Genomic DNA, 19,346 nt, shown 5'->3' with positions numbered 1-19,346 from the left:
GTGATAGCATCACTGTCATCAGGAAAATTTTGTTTTAGAACTTTTTGAATGCCTGACCAACTCGCGGGAAGTGTAATATCTTGTTTCCCTGGGACAATTAATCGATATAGCTCCTCTTCCTGAACCAGTTCAACTTTATCGAGTACATCCAAATCCTTGAACATTTTTCTCATAAGGAAAGGTCTGTCTTCTGTCCCAACGCCACTTAACTGATGCAAAGCGACTTCAAATTCGAAATCTCCGCGGACGAAAGATGTACCGCATCCACCCGGAACATTATGGCGCTCAACAAGTAAGGTGTTACATCCATTCTTTTGCAGTGTCGCGGCAGCGGTTAGTCCGCCATTTCCTGCGCCAATCACTACTGCATCATAGTGTTTCATTGTTTTAAGTTCTCCACGTTTATATAAAATGCCAAGAAAATACTAGTACTAACAAAGTATCTAAACTTTACAGTGTAAGTGTACTTTACCCAGCAATATTTACATTGTAAAGTTTAGGGGTCGTAAATTGTATGTTTTATTTGCAAAGGCGCATTCAAAATCATGCTAGAAATCTAGGTTTAGAGCGAATTATGATAGTATTTATCTTATTCGAAGTAACATCTAAACATCGTTCAAGAGAGGGTTTGATGGCAAAGTCATTACAAGAGCAACTATTAGGTGCTGGCCTGGTAGATAAGAAAAAAGCAAAAAATATTCAAAAAGAGAAACGTGTTCAACGTAAGCAAACTCCAAAAGGCCAAGCAGTACAAAACGAAGCCGAAGCGCGAATAGCTCAGCAGAAAAAAGAAAAAGCTGAAAGAGACAAAGCACTGAATCAGGCGAAGCTGGAAGAGCAGAATCGAAAAGCAATTAAGGCTCAGGTAAAACAATTAATTGAAATGAACACCGTACCTAGTGAAGGTGACGATATTGGATTTCAATTTGCTGTCGATAAAAAGATCAAAAAGGTCTATATATCAGAACAGCAACAAACTCATTTATTGAAAGGCAGGTTAGCAATAGCCAATTTAGATGAAAGTTTTATCTTAATACCAGCAACAGCGGCCACTAAAATAATAGAGAGAGATGAGGCAGCGATTGTCTACCACATGGAGAAGTCACAGCCGCAAGATACAGAAATAGAAGAAGATGATCCGTATAAAGATTATCAAATACCTGATGACTTAATGTGGTAAACCTATGATCTGAGGTGCTGGTTTGTGGCATTTAGCATGCCCTTGAACCAGTTCTTCATAAATAGCCTTGAACTCGCTGCCGATAAGCTTTTGTAGAGGGAATTTTTCTTTTTCAAGACGAAACTCGACATTACCGGGAAAGAATATAAAAGTGAGGTAGGCTCCTTTCACTGAAATGAGTTCGGAAATGCCTTTATGGGATGTGTACTTGCATAATTCCTCGATATTTTCACTAGCGGGTGTTTTAGTCTTCTGTTCAACATGCTTCTTTGCGATTGGTGCCTTTAAGTGACTCAAGCTTGTACAAGCATCAAGTGTCAGCGCAGTCAGAAGGATAAAGAGAAGTCTTAGCATGCTTGTATACTATTCCTGGGGTCGAGATTTAAGATATTTTGCGGGAGAAATTCCGGTCCAGCGTTTAAAAGCACGGCTAAAGGCGCTAAGTTCAGAAAAGCCGAGCAAAAAAGCAATGTCGCTTAGACTATGTTTGCCTTTATTTAAATATGCGTAGGCCTTTTCTTCACGCACTTCATCAAGCAGGTCATGAAAGGAAATTCCTTCTGATTTAAGACGTCGATATAGCGTGTGTCGACTCATATTCATTCTTTTTGCGATATTTTCAGCATCTACCTTATCTTTGGAAAGCTGGCTTTCAAGGGTAGTCTTTACCGAGTCGGTAAAGCTGATCGCGGGTAGAATTTTTCTAGAAAGCGACTCTATATGTTTAATCAATAATTTATAAAGATAAGGGCTACGCCTGGGTAGCTTGTAGTTGAGATAACACTTCTTAAAAATGAGTGTGCTGTGGCTCTGGTTAAATCGAAGAGGGCAACGGAATATTTTTTTAAACTCAGAAATATCACCCGGTGCAGGGTGTTGAAAATGAACGGCTTCCAAATCGAGCTTTCGATTAATATGGTCTTGGACCCGTAATACTGACAACGCAAGTGTATGCTCTATATCGGCTGAGCAGTAAACCTCATTGTAGTCACAGACATATTCCAGATAAGTAAACTTATCATCATTGTGAATTTCAATATGCATGCCTTCATTAACCAAAGAATAGTAGCGTTGGTATTGTTGAAGTCCTTCATAGAGGGTTGGGCTATTAAAGAAAATGTGTGCAACTAAACCCATTTCTTCATTATGGGGATTCTGAGCGAGTTTAAGGCCAAGACGCTCGTCGGAGGTATAGGAAAGCGCAAGAGACCATAACGCATGATAAGCAGAGATATTTAGTCGGAAGTCTGCTAACTCAAGCTCGTGTAGTTCACAGGCCAAGGTAGAAATCAAAAGCTCGTTATTGATACCTTTTTGAATAAGATATTCGCACAATACTTTCGCGGTTGAGGAGTTTACGAACAAGTTTTTGACCCGGGACTTGCCAGACTTAATTGTCATTTAGCTTTCCTTTCCCTAACCGTGACTAAAGATACCTATTGTAGTAATTAAACCAAAGCTGTGTATTAATTACTGTTAATTAGGAATGCTACAGTCAGTCAAAAAGGTGGCACATATCGTCAAGAACAGGCATTCGGTCTGCTATATATTACACACACTGTCCTTTAGGAGTTGTACAGTAAACGAATTACAAACTTATACTAGCGGTGTTATTGACGGGGAACCACTATGGAATACGAAGTTTTTGTACCACAAAATGAAAATGAAAAAGAAAATTGTTCTGAGCTAGCAAATTATCTGAACAGTATGTTTTTTTGCTAAGTAGATTAAGAGGTTCAAGAAAAGGCGCGAAGTGCGCCTTTTTTTATTACACTAAACTGCTTTCAAACGCTGCTTTATTGCGTTATTTCTCTCAAGCATATCTCTAATGCGTGTTAGTTGGCTAAGGTTATCGCCGCTTTGCTTAGACTGGTTTGAAAAGACCAAGCCGACTCGCCACGAAGTATCGTCATTATCCATCCTTACCTTATTTACAATCTTTGCCTCAATTTGATTAACTTTTAGCTCCCCCATGTCCATATTCAAAACGAGGCGCAAACTTAGCTTGCTTCCGAGTTCTGGTTCACTGGGTACAGCCAGAGCAAGGCCAAGGAGATTGAAATCGAGAACATCTAAATCAAGCCAGCTAGAAAATAGACCTTGTTTAGTTTTGATTTGTGCCACGAGTTCTGCGGCGGGGACGCGTCGGTTACGACGATTTTCTTTAGGGTGGAGCTCTACAATCATTAAAAAATATACCTTACTACGTATCACAGTTTAGAAGTGAAAAGCATTTAATTAGTCAGATTAGGATACATATGAGAATATGCCATGAGCTCTTGGTGATAATGTGAACTGATTAAAAAAAATACAATGACTAAACTATATTCGCGCATAAGAGGGGAAGGTTTCCCCGTATTGATCCTTCACGGCCTGTTTGGCTCGTCAGATAATTTAGGCAGTGTTGCAACGGCCTTGGCAAGTAAGTTTAAAACCCATGCTATTGACCTGAGAAACCATGGTCGTTCGTTTCATCGCGAAGAGATGAACTATGAGCTTATGGCAGAAGATGTGATCGAATATATGAATGATCAAGGTATTGATATCGCATATGTGCTTGGACATTCCATGGGTGGAAAAGTCGCTATGAGTCTAGCCCTGCACCAGCAAAAACGAATAAAGGCCGTGATCGTTGCCGATATATCGCCTGTTCGGTATGAGGGACATCACGATGAAATATTTGCTGGTTTATTTGCTTTGCTAGAGTCAGATATCGTAAGTCGAAAGGAAGCAGATTCTTTGCTAGCGGAATTTGTTCCAGAGCAGGGGGTGAGGCAATTTTTACTAAAGAATCTAAAAGCCAAGCCCGGTGGAGGTTTCGATCTAAAAGTAAATCTCAACGCCATCCATCAAAATTACCATCATATTCTGGATGGACAGCATGCTGAAAAACCTTTTTTAGGGGAAGTGCTCTTCATTGCTGGCGAAGCATCAGACTATATACAGGCCGCCCATAAAGAAAAAGTAGTGAGCTTATTTCCCTTTGCAAAAGTCCGAATCATTCCAAAAGCCAGTCACTGGTTACATGCAGAAAAACCGGAAACCTTTATAGGAATATGTGAACGTTTTCTTACGGGTATCGACTAGACTATACATAACAACACTAGAAAGGTAGTTATGAGTTTACCAACAATAATAGATATTGAAGCTTCAGGCTTAGGAAAGGGCTCTTATCCAATCGAAGTAGGTTTTATTTCAGGTAAGGGAGAAACGGGCTGTACCCTGATAAAACCATTAGCTCATTGGACGAAATAGAACCGGGACGCCGAAGCGCTTCATGGAATATCCCAAGAGCTATTAAAAGAAAAAGGGCGAGATATTGTTAGCGTTGCCCAGTGGCTTAACCACAACCTTGCAGGTCAGACCATATATTCAGATGGCTGGGCTAATGACATGTGCTGGCTGGGTCAGTTATTTGATAAAGCTGAATGTATACAAGCCTTTCGAATTGAATCTTTACTCTCATTGCTTAGCCAGGAAGAACGAGAACAATGGACACCCGTCCACGACAAAGTTATTGAATTAGCAGGTCTGGCGCGTCATCGGGCCAGTGCAGATGCAAAAATGATTCAGGATACTTATGCAGAATTAAAAGGCTTGCCCAGAAATTAACGAACTCGTGATATTTAATCGATTATAACAATGGATCCGGAAATAGGAGTTCAATCTTGCTTTGGATCTATGTTAATCTCAAATGCTACCGTGTAATGCTGTCACGGGAGAATACAACTATATAAAGGGGTTAGGATAATGAAACTTAATAAATTGACCGCTGGTATTGCGATCGTGGCAGTAGGGTTAACTGCACAACAAAGTTATGCAAGTTCAACACTTGATGCAGTAAAAAAGAAAGGTATGGTAAGTTGTGGCGTGAGTGTCGGTTTAGCGGGCTTTTCACAAAAAGACGAGAAAGGGCAGTGGAGCGGACTGGATGTAGATGTTTGTCGTTCGGTTGCTGCAGCGGTTTTAGGCGATGCAGATAAAGTAACTTATCGCCCACTCACTGCAAAAGAACGCTTTGAAGCACTAAAAAGTGGCGAGGTAGATATTTTGTCTCGTAATACTACTTGGACTCATACACGTGACACATCACTAGGTTTGAACTTTGCTGGTGTAAACTACTACGATGGCCAAGGCTTTATGGTATCCAAAAAGCTAGGTGTTAAAAGTGCATTAGAGCTCGATGGAGCATCTGCCTGTATTCAGGCAGGTACCACCACTGAATTGAACATGGCTGACTACTTCCGTGCAAATGGTATGAAGTACACAGCAGTTACATATGATACTTCAGATCAGACTCGTGCAGGCTTTGAAAGCGGCCGTTGTGACGTATTAACCTCTGATCAATCACAATTATATTCGATTCGTATCGGCCTAAAAGACCCTTCTTCAGCAATGGTTTTGCCTGAAGTTATTTCAAAAGAACCATTAGGCCCAGTGGTTAGACAGGGTGATGATGGTTGGTTCAATATCGTTAAGTGGACAATGAACGCCTTGATAGAAGCAGAATTCTTAGGTGTTAACAGTACAAATGTAGATCAGGCTAAAGCTGAAGGTAACCCGGCTCAAAAACGTTTGATGGGTTCTGAGGGTGATGCTGGTGAGAAGCTTGGTTTGGAAGCCGGTTGGGCCTATAACATCGTTAAGCAGGTAGGTAACTACGGCGAGTCGTTTGAGCGTAATGTTGGTATGGACTCACCTCTTAAAATTTCACGTGGTTTGAATGCCCAGTGGAACAAAGGTGGTATTCTGTATTCCCCACCTGTTCGATAATACAGGTTGGCTTCTTGTAAGCATAAGATTAGACAGCTTGTTTAGTAGCAGGCTGTTTAATCCAGTAGCTAGAAAATTCTCAAATAATAAGTTAGCGCTTACTAAGTCTAGAAGCTGAGTAAAAAAATGGCTCGCTTTATAGGTAGCTAACAGCATTCTTTTGGAAATAATTTGTAAGGCCATATTATGTCTTCAGATCCGGAGTCCGAACACTTAAAGCTTAAGTCGGGTTCATTTATAAATAACCCTCGTAACAGGGCGATTATTTATCAATTAATCCTGGTTTTCGCACTTGGCTACTTTTTCTATTCGATTGTTTCCAATGCAATCGCCAATATGGAAGCTCGAGGAATAAAAAGCGGTTTCGGCTTTTTATTTACTACCGCAGGCTTCGATATCTTAATGTCCTTGATTCCTTACGATGCGACACATACCTACGGGAAAACATTTATCGTAGGTTTGCTTAATACGATTATGGTTTCGATGATTGGTATCGTATTGGCAACTATTATCGGCTTTGTTATGGGGGTCGCTTATTTCTCCCACAACTGGTTAGTCAGACGCTTATCAGTCATTTATGTAGAAATATTTCGAAATATTCCATTATTACTACAAGTCTTCTTCTGGTATTTCGCTGTACTGGCTTCATTGCCCGGAGCGCGTGACAGTTTTTCTGTTGGTGAATCGATTTTTCTAAATGTTCGAGGCTTGTTTATCCCAAGTGTGATTGATGAGCAAGGCTCAATGTTTGTATACGCTTCATTGTGTATAGCGATTGCTGGCATATTCTTTCTTCGCCGCTGGGCGCATAGAAGGCAAGATGATACGGGCGAGCAGTTTCCTGTATTTTCAGTCAGTCTGGGTATTCTTTTTGGGCTGCCGCTACTGACAACACTAATAATGGGTGTTCCTTTTCACTTGGAATACCCAGAGCTTGGGCGCTTCAATATCAGCGGTGGAACCTCAATAATCCCGGAACTAATGGCTTTGGTTTTAGCTTTAAGTATTTATACCGGTGCATTCATTGCAGAAGCTGTTCGAGCGGGTGTTCAATCGGTGCCGCATGGACAAACTGAAGCCGCACGTAGTGTTGGCTTAAGTGAGCGAAAGATTATGTCACTGATCGTCGTGCCCCAGGCGATGAGAGTCATCACGCCTTTGCTAAATAGTGAATATCAAAGCTTGGTGAAAAACTCGACGCTGGCTACAGCTATTGGTTACCCGGATTTGTTTACTGTCTTTGTCGGCACCACACTCAATCAGACGGGACAAGCGATAGAAATCGTATTTATGACAATGGCGGTCTATTTTGTCATAAACATGTGTATTTCCTTTGTTATGAATCGATTCAATTCGAAAGTCGCTTTGGTGGAAAGGAAGTAAATGATGAGAGAGTTTAAAGCGCTGCCTGATAAACCGGCACCCAAGGATACAGTTGGTGTCATTGGCTGGATTAAAGAAAACCTTTTTTCTAATATCTTCGATTCAACAGCTACTATTATTATCCTAGCAATTTTATTCTCCGTTGTTCCTGGCATGCTGGATTGGCTGATTTTTTCAGCCGACTGGAGTGGTGACAGCCAGGAAGCTTGCTCTAAAGAAGGCGCGTGTTGGGTATTTGTTTCTGCCTGGATGCAACAATTTATGTATGGCAGTTACCCCAGCTCAGAACTGTGGCGAGTGAATCTTGCTTTATTGAGTCTCGCTGCTGTCATTGCTTTGCCTTATGTCTTGCCAAAAGATCTTCGGAATAAGATTGGCGTCCCGGTATTTTTGTTATTTCCATTTGTCTGTGCGACATTTCTGGACGGTAGCCTGTTTGGTTTGATGACAGTAAGTACTGACTTATGGGGTGGCTTTGCACTGAATATCTTTTTGGCGTCAGCGAGTATTATTATTGCTTTTCCGTTGAGCTTTTTATGGGCCCTAGGTCGACGATCGGAGATGCCTTTTATACGTAGTGTCTGTATTTTGTTGATCGAGTTTTTTAGGGGAACCCCGGTTTTAGCCCTATTTTTTATGGGCTCGGTAATGCTGCCATTATTTTTTCCTGAAGGCACCAGCGTAGATAAATTACTTAGGGTGTGGATTGTTCTGATTCTATTTATGTCGGGCTATATGGCAGAAGTATTTAGGGGTGGCTTTCAAGCAATTCCCCAAGGGCAATACGAAGCCGCTGACTCGCTTGGCCTAAGTTATTGGCAGAAAACTTTGCTGATTATATTGCCCCAGGTGATCAAAGTATCGATGCCCAATATTCTTGCTACCTTCGTTATGCTATTCAAAAATACTACCTTCCTTTTGATCATCGGTATATTTGAAATGCTCAGTACCACTCAAACTGCTTTGAATAACTCAAACTGGTTAGGGGGACATGCAACGGAAGGCTACTTATTTGTCGCTATGGTCTTTTGGTGTTGCTGCTTTGGTATGTCAATGATCAGCAGTAATATCGAACGCAAGCTGGATACCAGCCATAATAATAAATAGCGCTGTCTACTACGGAGATTAATGATGAAAACAGATGTAAAAAGCCAAAACTCTGAGGTTCTGGGCAGTAAAGATAACGTTATTGAAATTAAAGATCTGAATAAATGGTATGGCAATTTCCATGTGCTCAAAGATATAAACTTAAGTGTCAAAAAGGGTGAACGAATTGTTATCTGTGGACCATCTGGTTCAGGTAAATCGACGATGATTCGTTGTATCAACCGACTGGAAGAGTTTCAAAGAGGGTCTTTGGTTGTGAATGGTGTTGAGATGATCGAAGACGTTAAGAATATCGAAGCGATCCGTCGTGAAGTCGGTATGGTTTTTCAGCACTTCAATCTGTTTCCCCATTTGAGCATTTTAGAAAACCTGACGCTTGGGCCAATTTGGGTACAGAAAAAACCCAAAGAGGAAGCCGAAGCGATTGCAATGAAGTATCTGGAGCGAGTGAAGATTCCAGACCAAGCACTTAAGTACCCGGGTCAGTTATCGGGTGGTCAGCAACAACGTGTAGCGATTGCACGATCTCTTTGTATGTCACCTCAAATCATGCTGTTCGATGAACCAACCTCTGCTCTTGATCCGGAAATGATTAAAGAAGTACTCGATGTCATGGTTGAGCTAGCTGATGAAGGTATGACGATGCTCTGTGTTACTCATGAAATGGGCTTTGCTAAGCGTGTAGCGGACAGAGTAATATTTATGGATGGTGGTGAAATTGTTGAGCAAAATACACCAGAGGAATTCTTTACAAACCCAGAAACTGACCGCTTACAACTATTCTTAAGTCAGATACTTCAGCATTAATCCCAAGCAGCCGAGCTTCTTATTCTTGATGAGAGAGCTAATAGCCTTGAGAAGAAGATAGCTCTTCAAGTGTATTGAAGTTCATAAAGCTACTGGCTTCAGCATTTCTTGATGTTGAGAAATCAACCCAGATAGCACCGTTATCTTTAACCCACTTCATTACGCGGTTTTGCCTGTTTACGATTGCATCTTCCAAGCTATCAACAAACTGAGTAGAAATGCATAAGTGAAGAGGGTGGCTTCTGTTTTCATCTCTCGATGCGATTATCAAAGGCTGACCAGGGAACAGCTCTTGTTTTTGGTACAAGATATTGAGCATCTTTTGACCATACTCTTGTCCAAGGCAGGGTGTATCACAGGGGCTGACAAGCAAATAATCAGCATCAGTGTTCAACATCAAGCTGTGTAGTCCTGCCAAAGGACCTTGGAAGCCTTCGATTGAGTCAGAACACACAAGAGGACTGATTTCTTGATATTGAGTTTGATTGCGGTTGCAGTTGATTAACACGCGACGAACATAAGGCTGAAGCGAGTCAAAAACAGACTGGGCCATTGGTTTTTGTCGATAGAGTTGCAGTCCCTTGTCCTTGCCATCCATACGAGTGGAAAGGCCACCGGCAAGAATACCGCCATCAATTTGCAGTGTCATGAGATCTAAATCTGATAGGAGAGTAGCGATGTGGCACCCAAGAAGAGTGCCACCTATGCAAAGCGTAAACTAGTGGGCTTACAAGTTGCTGTCAACAAAAGCTGTCAACTGAGATTTTGATAGCGCGCCTACCTTCGTTGCATCAACATTACCATTCTTGAATAGCATCAAGGTTGGAATGCCACGAATATTGAATTTAGGTGGGGTTTGCTCATTCTCATCAATATTTAACTTACATATTTTGATCTTGCCAGCATAGTCGTCAGCAATTTCCTCAAGGACAGGGGCGATCATTTTACAAGGGCCGCACCACTCCGCCCAGTAATCGACAAGTACAGGGATGTCAGAATTTAAAACTTCCGTTTCGAAAGTTGCGTCACTTACATTGATGATGTTATCACTCATGTTTTGATTCCAATAAAAGATTTAGAGAAGCCTGAAAGCATTTGATGCGTTACAATACAGCTATCTCTTAAGAAATGAAAAATCGTAACGAGTAATATATAGCCTTATCAGAGGATTTCAAGGACGTGTTAACTCACAATGATACGAAAGCAGAGCCAAATAGCTGCTCAGACCACATTGCAGCGATAGATTTGGGCTCAAACAGTTTTCACATGGTTGTCGCAAAAATTTCTCATGGCGAGATTAGAGTCGTTGATAAGTTTGGTGAAAAGGTCCAGCTAGCGGCAGGTCTCGACGAAAATGGAGAAATAACTCCAGAAGCCCATATCAGGGCAATTGAGTGCTTGAAGCGCTTCTCCCAGCGGATCAAGAGCTTTGACTCTGCATCTGTGCAGATCGTGGGTACAAATGCTTTAAGAGCAGCCAAAAAGAAAACTGACTTTCTGCGTGATGCCGAGCGTGTAACAGGTCACCCAATAGAAATAATTTCTGGCAGAGAAGAAGCGCGTCTAATTTATCTTGGTGTTGCTCATACCCTGGCTGATGATAAAGGCAATCGCCTGGTTATCGATATCGGTGGTGGTAGCACCGAATTGATAATTGGTGAACGCTTTGAGGCAAAAGCCTTAGAAAGTATGCATATGGGCTGCGTTTCTTTCAGAGAAAAATATTTTCCTGGTGGTGAGCTAACTGAGCAAGGATTTAATAAAGCAATCAAGCACGCATCCAGAGAATTATTCAGCATAAAGGAACAATATAAGTCGCTTGGATGGCAGCATACAGTGGGTGCTTCGGGTTCAATTAAGGCTATTCTAAATGCTTTGCGTCATCTTGGTTTAGCTGAAGAAACGATTACATTAAAAGCTTTGAAAGAACTAAAAGGCCTGATGATTACTCTCGGACATTGTGAGGACTTAGTTAAACTAGGTGTGAAATCTGAGCGTGCATCGATCTTTGCAGCCGGCTTTTCCATACTCTACTCATGCTTTAAGGTACTGGGCATCAAAGAAATGGAGTTCACATCGGGCGCGCTTAGGGAAGGTTTGCTGTATGACATACTAGGCCGGATTCAGCATGAGGATGTCAGAGAACGTTCACTTCAATCGATGCAGGCTCGCTATGCTATTGATGTTGAACACGCTGAAAGAGTAGAGAAAACAGCGCTTCATGCATACAAGCAAATTGCTTCGTATTGGGATATAGCCTTACCGCAATGTGAAAATCTACTACGTTGGGCAAGCCGGGTTTTTGAGGTTGGGCACTCTATTGCTCATGCACAATACCACCGGCATGGTGCTTATCTCGTTTATCACTCTGACCTACCAGGTTTCTCGAGATTAACTCAGCTGCACCTTTCTGTGATAGTACGTACTCACAGACGGAAATTTAGTGATGAGCCTTTTATTGGAATGAGTAAACAGGAAACGCAAACACTGAAGCGCCTGTGCACAATATTCAGACTGGCGGTTGCGCTGACAGCAGAACGTAATCAAGCTGAAACGGATTTCACCCTAAGGGCTCAGGACGAGTGCTTATCCCTTAGTATGGGGAAAGGCTGGTTTGAGGCAAATCCCTTAAATACGTCGATCTTGGAGTTAGAGCAAGACTTGTTACGTAAGCAGGGCTTTCTTCTACTGCTAGCTAAAGATTGACGACTTTCCAACTACACGAGATTCTTAATGATTGTTTTAGGTATTGAGTCATCTTGCGATGAGACCGGTGTTGCTTTATATCATAGTGAGAAAGGTTTGCTTGCACACCAGTTATATTCCCAAGTAGAGATGCATGCGGACTATGGTGGTGTTGTCCCGGAATTAGCTTCTAGAGATCATGTAAGAAAAACCATTCCTTTAATAGACGCTATTCTCAAAGAAGCTGGGCTAGAGAAGGGCGATATTGATGCGATTGCCTATACTGCAGGGCCGGGATTAGTAGGAGCGCTGATGGTCGGTGCTTCCATTGCGAATGCCTTAGCGATGGCGCTTGATATCCCCATTATCGGTGTACACCACATGGAAGGACACTTACTGGCGCCGATGCTAGAAGATAGTCCACCGGAATTCCCCTTTATTGGTTTACTTGTATCGGGTGGCCATACTCAATTGGTTTCAGTGCAGTCTATTGGTGAATATGAAATTCTGGGTGAGTCATTAGATGATGCGGCAGGTGAAGCCTTTGATAAAGCGGCGAAAATGTTAGGGCTCGATTACCCGGGAGGTCCCCGAATTGCGAAACTGGCTGAATATGCCCGAACAGAGCTTGGTGGAACACCTTATCGATTTCCCCGTCCAATGACAGATCGGCCAGGACTGGATTTTAGTTTTAGTGGCCTGAAAACTTTTACCTTGAACACGGTAAATGATGTCCGTGCTAAGAAAGAGTTGGATAAAGATGATCAGGCAAGGATCGCGCTAGCATTTGAAGAGGCAGTTGTTGATACGCTTAGAATTAAATGTAAACGAGCCCTTGAACAAACAGGGATGAAAACGCTCGTTATTGCAGGCGGTGTGAGTGCCAATACGCATCTCCGACAGACTCTGGAGCCAATGGTAAAAAAACTGGGTGCCAGGGTTTCTTATGCTCGTCCGGAGTTTTGTACGGATAATGGTGCAATGATCGCTTATGCCGGCTATCAGCGCTTGCAGGCAGGCCAGGGCTCAAATCATGAGTTTGCAGTACAAGCACGTTGGCCACTAGATACGCTGCCTGCACTAGGCTAGATTTTAATCCTGACAATAGGTTAATTTGATGGCTCAAGATTACTCTGAGGTATTAATTGAAAAGCTCGAAATTGACGCCTCAATAGGTGTGTTCGAATGGGAAAAGCAGATCAAGCAAACATTGTTGTTTGACCTTGCTCTAGTGTGTGACTTTTCAGCCGCAGCAGAATCAGATGCCATAGAAGATGCTATTGATTATGTGGCGGTTTGCCAGGAGATTGAGCGCATTACCTTAGCCAAACACCATCAGTTATTGGAGTATCTAGCAGACAAAATAGCCGCATCGCTATTTAATAGCTTTGCAATTAGCGCGATAGAACTAAAAATAAGTAAGCCTGGCGCAGTTCCAAACACAAGATCAGTTGGCGTTAGAGTGAAGCGAACACGAGAGCAGCATAGCCATGCCTAAGGTATTCTTGAATCTGGGCTCAAATGTTGAACGTGATCAGAACTTTCGCTCGGGCCTGAGCAGCCTGAAACGGACCTTTGGTGACTTATCTTTGTCTTCAATTTATGAAAGTGAGCCGGTTGGTTTTGACGGTGCGTGTTTCTATAACATGGCGGTATCAATCGAAACAGAGCTAAGCTTGCCCAAGGTTATAAAGGCATTAAAAACAATTGAAGATAGCCACGGCCGCCTGCGCGGAGATAAACACTTTGCACCAAGAACGCTAGATATTGATGTGGTCAGTTACGGGCAACTGACAGGTTTTCATGATGGAGTTGAGCTCCCGAGGCCGGAGCTATACTACAATGGCTTTGTTCTATGGCCGATGGCTGAGTTAGCACCGGATGATATCGATAGCAAAACTGGCTTAAGCTACCAAGTCTTATGGCAGCTTAAGCAAGTAGAAATCGAAGCGAAGCAAAAGGTATGGCGAATTGATCCAAGTTCAGTTGCTGCTATTCTCAAGCCTTAAGCTTATTTGTTTTCATGAAATCGGTGGTATTCAGCGATTAAACCGGCAGTAGAAGAATCTGCAGCAATGTTGGAATCAGCGTCTTCCAGTTGTTTGAGTACTTCGTTACCTAGCTTTTTACCTAACTCTACTCCCCACTGATCAAAAGAATTAAGCTCCCATATTACACCCTGAACGAAAACTTTATGTTCGTAGGCGGCAATTAGGGCACCGACGCTCTTTGGCAGCGTTTTCTCAATAAGAAAGGTATTACTGGGTTGATTACCTTTGTGCTCCATATGCTTGGCTATGAGTTTGGCTTTGGGTTCGTCGTAACCCCTATTTAATAATTCTTGAAAAGCCTGCCTTTCACTACGCCCCTGCATCAAGGCTTGAGTTTGGCTCAGGCAGTTAGCCAATAACATCTTATGATGAGAGCCTGATGGGTGATGCGTATCAAGCGTAGCAATGAAGTCACATGGGATTAGTTTAGTGCCCTGATGCAATAACTGGTGGAAAGCATGTTGGCCGTTAGTTCCAGTACCCCCCCATATTATAGGGCCTGTATGGTAAGTAAGAGCTTTACCTTTTGTAGATACGTGTTTGCCGTTACTCTCCATATCTAATTGCTGGAGGTGATCAGGAAGAAAGCTCAGATACTGATCATAAGGCATTACGGCATGTGAGTCGGCGCCAAAGAAACTGTGGTACCAAATGCCTAGCATTGCCATCAGGCTTGGCATATTCTGCTCAAAGGGAGCTGAGATAAAATGCTCATCCATTTCGTGTGCGCCTTGTAGCAAGGCTTCGAAGTGCTCATTGCCAATCATAAATGCGATTGGAAGACCAATTGCAGACCAGAGTGAATAGCGCCCTCCTACCCAGTCCCACATAGGGAAGATATTTTCTTCCTTAACTCCAAAGGCTATCGCAGCTTCGATATTACTGCTCACAGCATAGAGATGCATGCCAAGGTCTTCTTGAAGCATTCCGTGCTCTAGTAGAAAGTTCTTTACAGTTTGAGCATTTGTAAGTGTTTCCTGTGTACCGAAGGACTTAGACTGAATCAGGAAAATGGTGGATTCAGGTACGATCTGAGAGAGCACTTGGTGGCTATCGCTACTGTCTACGTTAGCAATATAGTGACAACTCAGGCCTTCTTTGGCGATGGGTGATAGTGCTTCGGTAACTGTTTTGGGGCCTAGATAAGAGCCCCCAATGCCGATACTAACGAGAGTATCAATGGGTTTTCCGGTGTAACCAAGAACTTCCTGTTGGTGTATTTTATCAACGAATTCTTGAATTTGAATTCGACATTCAAGGATTTCATCCAATATATCTTGGCTAGGCGAATAGCTAGTAGTTTGAGTCAGGCTAGACTTTGGAAGTCGTAAGGCCGTATGTAAGACGCCTCTGTCCTCTGTGTTGTTCAGTAAGTCTCCATTCTCTCCTGTGCCACAAAACAAGGCCTTAACCTTTGCTTCAAGCCCTGCTTCAGCAGTGAGCTGAGATAAGAGCGAAATCGTTTCCTCGGTGACACGGTTTTTTGAATAATCATAAAAGACATGTGGTGCCTGAAAGGAGTAGCGATCAAAGCGCTTAGGATCACCTTCAAATAGGTCTTTTACATGAAGCTTAGTAATGAATTTGGCATGATCCTTTAATGCTTGGTAACTAGGTAATACATCCAATGTCATAGTGTTACTCAATATCGATGGTTAAAGATTCACCGTTATATTATCAATTAAACGGGTTGAGCCCAAATACGCGGCTAATAAAATTACGAAAGCTGTATCTGTTTCTTGTGAAGGAGCAAGTGTTGTGGGCTTGGCTATATTGAAGTAATCGGGTTTAAAGCCATTTTTAACCAAGTGTGATTTGGCGTCCTCGCATAATGCAGTGATATCCCGTTCGCCAGCCTGAAGCTGCGCAGCACAATGTTGCAATAGCTGGTAAATCTTAGCGGCAGTTTGCTTTTCTTGCTGGCTAAGGTAACCATTGCGAGAGCTGCGGGCTAGACCTGACTCTTCCCGAGATGTTGGGACGCCAATGATAGAAACAGGCATACAAAGGTCGGAAACCATCTTGCGAATAATCGCTAATTGTTGGAAGTCTTTTTCACCAAATACTGCAATATCTGGTTGCACCATATTAAATAGCTTGGTGACGACGGTGGCGACACCAATGAAGTGACCGGAACGACTGGCGCCGCAGTGATAATCTCCGAGAGCAGGCACATCCACTCTGGTTTCTTCAGCTAAGCCGTTTGGATAGATCTCGCTAACAGGTGGTGCGAACAAGACATCACAATATCTACTACGTAAGTGCTTACTATCATCTTCAAGTGTTCTAGGGTAGGCATCAAGATCCTCGTTCTCACCAAACTGCATAGGATTTACAAAGATACTGCTGACAACTAAGTCTGCTTCTTGGCGGGCACGATCGATAAGACTGAGATGGCCTTCATGAAGATTGCCCATAGTGGGTACAAAGCCGATTACTTTACCGGCTTGTCTAGCTTCTTTGATAACTTTTCGTAGTGCAATAATACTGTTAACGGTGATCATGCTTGAGTCTCGTTTAGCCTGCAAAACTATAATCGGCAGAAGGGAATTCGCCGGACTTAACCGCTTGGTCGTAGTGCTCGAAGGCCTGTTGCACTGAACCGGCGCCTTGCATGAAGTTTTTTACGAACTTAGGCTTATGTCCGGAAGTAATTCCAAGGAGATCATGCATCACCAAGACCTGACCATCGGTAACATTCCCCGCACCAATTCCGATGACAGGGACACTAACTTTCTTGGTAATGAGCTCAGCGAGTGAGGTGGGTACGCACTCAAGTAAGATCATATCGGCACCGGCCTCTTCAAGGGCGCGCGCAGTATTAATCATGGCGTTAGCTTTTTCAGCTTCCTTGCCTTGAACGCGATAGCCGCCTAACTTATTGACAGACTGAGGCGTTAAACCCAAATGTGCACAAACAGGAATGCCTCGATCACTTAAGGCTTCAATATACTCTGCAAGCCACTCGCCGCCTTCTAGCTTGATAATATGGGCACCTGCTTGCATCAACTGTCCACCATAGTTCAAGGTATCGTGAGGGCTATTCAGGGTATTAAAAGGCATATCGGCCATAATTAAGGGAGACTGAGCGCCTCTGCTAACACATTGAGTGTGATAGACCATGTCATCAATACTAACAGGCAATGTCGAGTCCTGACCTTGTAACACCATGCCTAGAGAGTCGCCGACTAATAAAACGTCGATACCAGCATCCGACGCTAACTTAGCAAAGGTTGCGTCATAGGCTGTGACACAGGAGAATTTTCCATTGGACTCTTTTAGTTTACGAAGGCTCAGGGTTGTCGTTTTCATCATATAATCCTTAGTTTTCACAGTAGTATAAAACCGACTACTGATAATCTATGACAGAGCTTAGCTTGTGCGTAGATTAGCTACTTGTTTCGCGAGACTCAAGTCGGAGTGCCATCTAAACGAAGTAAATTATGCTCGCTGCACGAAGAAAGATGTTGTTCTAGGGTCGATGTATCGGGAAGCGTCCAAGCAGGCGCAATTTCGATTGCTGGTACCAGCACAAAGTCTCGTTCCAGCGCATAAGGGTGAGGAATGCGTAAGTCAGGGTCGTCGCTTGATAGCGTTTCATCGTTATAGAATAGAATATCCAGGTCGATGATTCGCTCCCCCCAATGCCGAGTCTTTATACGCCCGAATTCGGCTTCAAGTGTTTGAGTACACTTTAACAAAGCGAGTGGTTCCAGAGCGGTTTCAAGCCAGATGACTGCATTGACGAAGTCATCTTGATCCTGAGGCCCTTGAGGGCAGCTACTGTATAGTGATGATGATGACATTAGCTTTAGTTCAGGATGCCGGGATAGGGCTTCTATCGCCTTTATTACTTGAAGACGAGGACTTTCCAGGTTGCTACCAATACCGATGAGTACTTGATTTAGTTTCATGACTAGCTTTTTCTTCTCGCCGAACAGTTCCTGCTGACTTATACCTGCAGCATTATGATCGCTTTGGACGTCGTGATTGTCGGGTCTTTCGGCGGTCAGCACCAGGTGTCTCACGCTTTTTTCGATGATTAGCTTTGTTATAAACAGCAGAAGGGTGCTTGATTTGGAATTCAGTCCACCACTTAGCGAGTTCGCCGACAGGTTCACCAGCTTGCTCCCGTAACAACAAAAAGTCATAGGCAGCCCTGAATCGTTGCTGTTCAGCGAGGTGGAAAGGCCGCTTGCCGTGAGTCTTAGTGAGTCTGATTTGGTATTCCCATATTTCCTTCATCATTAAGGTGAAGCGCTTGGGTATAGATATATGAGGTAGTTGGCTTTGAAGTGTAAGTTGCCCTGCTTGTTGTAATGCAGGAAATTCGGGAACGCCTTCTTCAATAAGTTGTGACCACAGTCTATCGACTTCAGGCCATAGAAGAGTTGCATACAGAAATGCTGGTGTGACGGGTTTTTCTTGATGAATTCGTTGATCAGTATTTGTTAAGCCTGCCTCGAGCATTTTCTTATAGATAGCACTCTTATCACTGTTTTCCAAGGTATGAGCAATAGCTGGGAACAAGGGCTTAAATAGCCCATAGTCGACTAAGAGGTGAAAAATTTTCAATCCATAGCCAGAGAGAAACAGTTTTAGAATCTCATCGAACAAACGTGCTGCTGCAACGTTGGACAATAGCTGACCGTGCTCTCGTATGGCACCGCTGGTCTCTTCTTCGATATCAAAGTCTAGTTTAGCCGCGAAACGCAAAGCTCTGATCATCCGAACCGGATCTTCCCTATAGCGTGTTTCCGGGTCGCCAATAATGTTGATCAGACCCTGCTTAATATCGTCCAGGCTATCGACATAGTCGTAAATACAAAAGTCTTTAGGGCTGTAATAGAGAGCGTTTATCGTAAAGTCTCTTCGCACAGCATCTTCATCGATACTGCCATATTCATTGTCTCTAAGCAGCATGCCATGCTCTGATTGTTTTTCGTCCTGTTGGTTTACGCTTCCACGGAAGGTAGCAACCTCGATAATCTCGCGGCCAAACAGGATATGGACGAGCTTAAAGCGACGACCAATTAAACGTGAATTCTTAAAAAGAGCATGTACCTCCTCAGGGTGTGCATTGGTCGCAATATCAAAATCTTTAGGATTTTGGCCGAGCAAAATATCCCTGACACCACCACCAACCAGATACGCCTCATAGCCGCTATTATGTAAGCGATGCATAACCTTTAACGCCGATGGGCTAATTTGGCTACGAGAAACGGGATGTTGGTCGCGAGGTATAATGGAAGGAGACAGTCTGGACATGTTTAAACAATCATTGTTGTGGGTTACGAAGTACTAAGACCTTGAGGGGCTCTATCAGCCTTACGTTTTATGAAGCCATACTTTACCATAGA

The 19,346-nt window shown here is 43.0% G+C and carries 22 protein-coding genes; 11 read left to right on the top strand and 11 right to left on the bottom strand.

Annotation, left to right across the window (positions count from 1 at the left end; genetic code table 11):
• Positions 1 to 383 (bottom strand): NAD(P)/FAD-dependent oxidoreductase (locus A3729_RS01630; RefSeq protein ID WP_156497573.1); only part of this gene is annotated, 383 nt, incomplete at its 3' end.
• A 248-nt stretch (positions 384 to 631) separates the two neighbouring features.
• Here A3729_RS01630 and A3729_RS01625 point away from each other — a divergent pair.
• Positions 632 to 1,180 carry a DUF2058 domain-containing protein gene (locus tag A3729_RS01625; RefSeq protein ID WP_068510071.1) on the top strand — a complete coding sequence of 183 codons (549 nt, stop codon included), beginning with the start codon at positions 632 to 634 and terminating at the stop codon, positions 1,178 to 1,180.
• Here the strand turns inward: A3729_RS01625 and A3729_RS01620 are convergent.
• The 3 genes from A3729_RS01620 to A3729_RS01610 all read right to left on the bottom strand — a co-directional run bounded on the left by A3729_RS01620 (position 1,169) and on the right by A3729_RS01610 (position 3,367).
• Positions 1,169 to 1,534 carry a hypothetical protein gene (locus A3729_RS01620; RefSeq protein ID WP_068553025.1) on the bottom strand — a complete coding sequence of 122 codons (366 nt, stop codon included), beginning with the start codon at positions 1,532 to 1,534 and terminating at the stop codon, positions 1,169 to 1,171. The genes A3729_RS01625 and A3729_RS01620 overlap by 12 nt on opposite strands.
• Positions 1,535 to 1,543: 9 nt before the next feature.
• Complete coding sequence (locus A3729_RS01615; protein WP_068553024.1) at positions 1,544 to 2,581, bottom strand: AraC family transcriptional regulator; 1,038 nt, start codon at positions 2,579 to 2,581, stop codon at positions 1,544 to 1,546.
• A 372-nt stretch (positions 2,582 to 2,953) separates the two neighbouring features.
• On the bottom strand, positions 2,954 to 3,367 hold the full coding sequence (locus A3729_RS01610) for a PilZ domain-containing protein (RefSeq protein WP_068509978.1): 414 nt from the start codon (positions 3,365 to 3,367) through the stop codon (positions 2,954 to 2,956).
• A 126-nt stretch (positions 3,368 to 3,493) separates the two neighbouring features.
• Here A3729_RS01610 and A3729_RS01605 point away from each other — a divergent pair, with 126 nt between their 5' ends.
• From A3729_RS01605 to A3729_RS01580, 6 genes are all read left to right on the top strand, one after another.
• Complete coding sequence (locus A3729_RS01605; RefSeq protein WP_068509979.1) at positions 3,494 to 4,267, top strand: alpha/beta fold hydrolase; 774 nt, start codon at positions 3,494 to 3,496, stop codon at positions 4,265 to 4,267.
• Between the two features lie 306 nt (positions 4,268 to 4,573).
• A complete protein-coding gene (locus A3729_RS30410; protein ID WP_082865098.1) occupies positions 4,574 to 4,792 on the top strand; it encodes a hypothetical protein in 219 nt (72 codons plus the stop codon).
• A gap of 138 nt (positions 4,793 to 4,930) precedes the next feature.
• Positions 4,931 to 5,953: an amino acid ABC transporter substrate-binding protein gene (locus A3729_RS01595; RefSeq protein WP_068509981.1), complete on the top strand. Its 1,023-nt coding sequence runs from the start codon at positions 4,931 to 4,933 to the stop codon at positions 5,951 to 5,953.
• 186 nt (positions 5,954 to 6,139) lie between these two features.
• Positions 6,140 to 7,336: an amino acid ABC transporter permease gene (locus tag A3729_RS01590; protein WP_068509983.1), complete on the top strand. Its 1,197-nt coding sequence runs from the start codon at positions 6,140 to 6,142 to the stop codon at positions 7,334 to 7,336.
• Positions 7,337 to 8,443 (top strand): amino acid ABC transporter permease, encoded by a 1,107-nt coding sequence (locus tag A3729_RS01585; RefSeq protein WP_231872152.1) that lies wholly within the window; start codon positions 7,337 to 7,339, stop codon positions 8,441 to 8,443.
• A gap of 21 nt (positions 8,444 to 8,464) precedes the next feature.
• Positions 8,465 to 9,250: an amino acid ABC transporter ATP-binding protein gene (locus A3729_RS01580; protein ID WP_304438860.1), complete on the top strand. Its 786-nt coding sequence runs from the start codon at positions 8,465 to 8,467 to the stop codon at positions 9,248 to 9,250.
• A 37-nt stretch (positions 9,251 to 9,287) separates the two neighbouring features.
• On the opposite strand, the gene mobA is transcribed toward A3729_RS01580, so the two are convergent.
• Together mobA and trxA are read right to left on the bottom strand one after the other, a co-directional pair.
• Positions 9,288 to 9,899, bottom strand: coding sequence for a molybdenum cofactor guanylyltransferase MobA (gene mobA, locus A3729_RS01575; protein WP_068509986.1), 612 nt, complete (start codon positions 9,897 to 9,899; stop codon positions 9,288 to 9,290).
• A 78-nt stretch (positions 9,900 to 9,977) separates the two neighbouring features.
• Positions 9,978 to 10,304, bottom strand: a complete 327-nt coding sequence (gene trxA / locus A3729_RS01570) for a thioredoxin TrxA (protein WP_068509988.1) — start codon at positions 10,302 to 10,304, stop codon at positions 9,978 to 9,980.
• 125 nt (positions 10,305 to 10,429) lie between these two features.
• On the opposite strand from trxA, the gene ppx reads away from it, so the two are divergent.
• The 4 genes from ppx to folK (A3729_RS01550) are packed head-to-tail and all read left to right on the top strand — an operon-like array spanning position 10,430 to position 13,944.
• Complete coding sequence (gene ppx, locus A3729_RS01565) at positions 10,430 to 11,956, top strand: exopolyphosphatase (protein ID WP_068553023.1); 1,527 nt, start codon at positions 10,430 to 10,432, stop codon at positions 11,954 to 11,956.
• A gap of 27 nt (positions 11,957 to 11,983) precedes the next feature.
• Positions 11,984 to 13,024: a tRNA (adenosine(37)-N6)-threonylcarbamoyltransferase complex transferase subunit TsaD gene (gene tsaD / locus A3729_RS01560; protein WP_068509992.1), complete on the top strand. Its 1,041-nt coding sequence runs from the start codon at positions 11,984 to 11,986 to the stop codon at positions 13,022 to 13,024.
• Positions 13,025 to 13,052: 28 nt separating this feature from the next.
• Positions 13,053 to 13,433 carry a dihydroneopterin aldolase gene (gene folB / locus A3729_RS01555; RefSeq protein ID WP_068509994.1) on the top strand — a complete coding sequence of 127 codons (381 nt, stop codon included), beginning with the start codon at positions 13,053 to 13,055 and terminating at the stop codon, positions 13,431 to 13,433.
• Positions 13,426 to 13,944: a 2-amino-4-hydroxy-6-hydroxymethyldihydropteridine diphosphokinase gene (gene folK / locus A3729_RS01550; RefSeq protein WP_068509996.1), complete on the top strand. Its 519-nt coding sequence runs from the start codon at positions 13,426 to 13,428 to the stop codon at positions 13,942 to 13,944. Before folB ends, folK (A3729_RS01550) begins: the two co-directional genes overlap by 8 nt.
• A gap of 2 nt (positions 13,945 to 13,946) precedes the next feature.
• Here the strand turns inward: folK (A3729_RS01550) and pgi are convergent, their stop codons facing one another.
• From pgi to pcnB, 5 genes are all read right to left on the bottom strand, one after another.
• A complete protein-coding gene (pgi, locus tag A3729_RS01545; RefSeq protein ID WP_068553022.1) occupies positions 13,947 to 15,620 on the bottom strand; it encodes a glucose-6-phosphate isomerase in 1,674 nt (557 codons plus the stop codon).
• 21 nt (positions 15,621 to 15,641) lie between these two features.
• Complete coding sequence (panC, locus tag A3729_RS01540) at positions 15,642 to 16,490, bottom strand: pantoate--beta-alanine ligase (RefSeq protein WP_068553021.1); 849 nt, start codon at positions 16,488 to 16,490, stop codon at positions 15,642 to 15,644.
• A gap of 13 nt (positions 16,491 to 16,503) precedes the next feature.
• On the bottom strand, positions 16,504 to 17,298 hold the full coding sequence (gene panB, locus A3729_RS01535) for a 3-methyl-2-oxobutanoate hydroxymethyltransferase (protein ID WP_197469979.1): 795 nt from the start codon (positions 17,296 to 17,298) through the stop codon (positions 16,504 to 16,506).
• 98 nt (positions 17,299 to 17,396) lie between these two features.
• Positions 17,397 to 17,900, bottom strand: a complete 504-nt coding sequence (folK, locus tag A3729_RS01530) for a 2-amino-4-hydroxy-6-hydroxymethyldihydropteridine diphosphokinase (RefSeq protein ID WP_068510005.1) — start codon at positions 17,898 to 17,900, stop codon at positions 17,397 to 17,399.
• A gap of 52 nt (positions 17,901 to 17,952) precedes the next feature.
• Positions 17,953 to 19,254: a polynucleotide adenylyltransferase PcnB gene (gene pcnB, locus A3729_RS01525; RefSeq protein WP_082865097.1), complete on the bottom strand. Its 1,302-nt coding sequence runs from the start codon at positions 19,252 to 19,254 to the stop codon at positions 17,953 to 17,955.
• Positions 19,255 to 19,346: the final 92 nt, after the last annotated feature.

It is taken from the genome of Oleiphilus sp. HI0043 (assembly GCF_001634935.1).
Note: the sequence above shows the minus strand (reverse complement) of the source record. Positions and strands in the feature narration are given on the sequence as shown.

What these genes read in the sequence shown, in the direction of transcription:
- A3729_RS01625 (WP_068510071.1), top strand. Translation starts at nt 632, where the DNA reads ATGGCAAAGTCATTACAAGAGCAACTATTAGGTGCTGGCCTGGTAGAT.
- A3729_RS01595 (WP_068509981.1), top strand. Translation starts at nt 4,931, where the DNA reads ATGAAACTTAATAAATTGACCGCTGGTATTGCGATCGTGGCAGTAGGG.
- tsaD (WP_068509992.1), top strand. Translation starts at nt 11,984, where the DNA reads ATGATTGTTTTAGGTATTGAGTCATCTTGCGATGAGACCGGTGTTGCT.
- A3729_RS01585 (WP_231872152.1), top strand. Translation starts at nt 7,337, where the DNA reads ATGATGAGAGAGTTTAAAGCGCTGCCTGATAAACCGGCACCCAAGGAT.
- folK (WP_068510005.1), bottom strand. Translation starts at nt 17,900, where the DNA reads ATGAAACTAAATCAAGTACTCATCGGTATTGGTAGCAACCTGGAAAGT.
- A3729_RS01605 (WP_068509979.1), top strand. Translation starts at nt 3,494, where the DNA reads ATGACTAAACTATATTCGCGCATAAGAGGGGAAGGTTTCCCCGTATTG.
- A3729_RS01615 (WP_068553024.1), bottom strand. Translation starts at nt 2,581, where the DNA reads ATGACAATTAAGTCTGGCAAGTCCCGGGTCAAAAACTTGTTCGTAAAC.
- trxA (WP_068509988.1), bottom strand. Translation starts at nt 10,304, where the DNA reads ATGAGTGATAACATCATCAATGTAAGTGACGCAACTTTCGAAACGGAA.
- panB (WP_197469979.1), bottom strand. Translation starts at nt 17,298, where the DNA reads ATGAAAACGACAACCCTGAGCCTTCGTAAACTAAAAGAGTCCAATGGA.
- A3729_RS01620 (WP_068553025.1), bottom strand. Translation starts at nt 1,534, where the DNA reads ATGCTAAGACTTCTCTTTATCCTTCTGACTGCGCTGACACTTGATGCT.
- A3729_RS01580 (WP_304438860.1), top strand. Translation starts at nt 8,465, where the DNA reads ATGATGAAAACAGATGTAAAAAGCCAAAACTCTGAGGTTCTGGGCAGT.
- pgi (WP_068553022.1), bottom strand. Translation starts at nt 15,620, where the DNA reads ATGACATTGGATGTATTACCTAGTTACCAAGCATTAAAGGATCATGCC.
- A3729_RS30410 (WP_082865098.1), top strand. Translation starts at nt 4,574, where the DNA reads ATGTGCTGGCTGGGTCAGTTATTTGATAAAGCTGAATGTATACAAGCC.
- A3729_RS01610 (WP_068509978.1), bottom strand. Translation starts at nt 3,367, where the DNA reads ATGATTGTAGAGCTCCACCCTAAAGAAAATCGTCGTAACCGACGCGTC.
- folK (WP_068509996.1), top strand. Translation starts at nt 13,426, where the DNA reads ATGCCTAAGGTATTCTTGAATCTGGGCTCAAATGTTGAACGTGATCAG.
- pcnB (WP_082865097.1), bottom strand. Translation starts at nt 19,254, where the DNA reads ATGTCCAGACTGTCTCCTTCCATTATACCTCGCGACCAACATCCCGTT.
- panC (WP_068553021.1), bottom strand. Translation starts at nt 16,490, where the DNA reads ATGATCACCGTTAACAGTATTATTGCACTACGAAAAGTTATCAAAGAA.
- A3729_RS01590 (WP_068509983.1), top strand. Translation starts at nt 6,140, where the DNA reads ATGTCTTCAGATCCGGAGTCCGAACACTTAAAGCTTAAGTCGGGTTCA.
- folB (WP_068509994.1), top strand. Translation starts at nt 13,053, where the DNA reads ATGGCTCAAGATTACTCTGAGGTATTAATTGAAAAGCTCGAAATTGAC.
- mobA (WP_068509986.1), bottom strand. Translation starts at nt 9,899, where the DNA reads ATGACACTGCAAATTGATGGCGGTATTCTTGCCGGTGGCCTTTCCACT.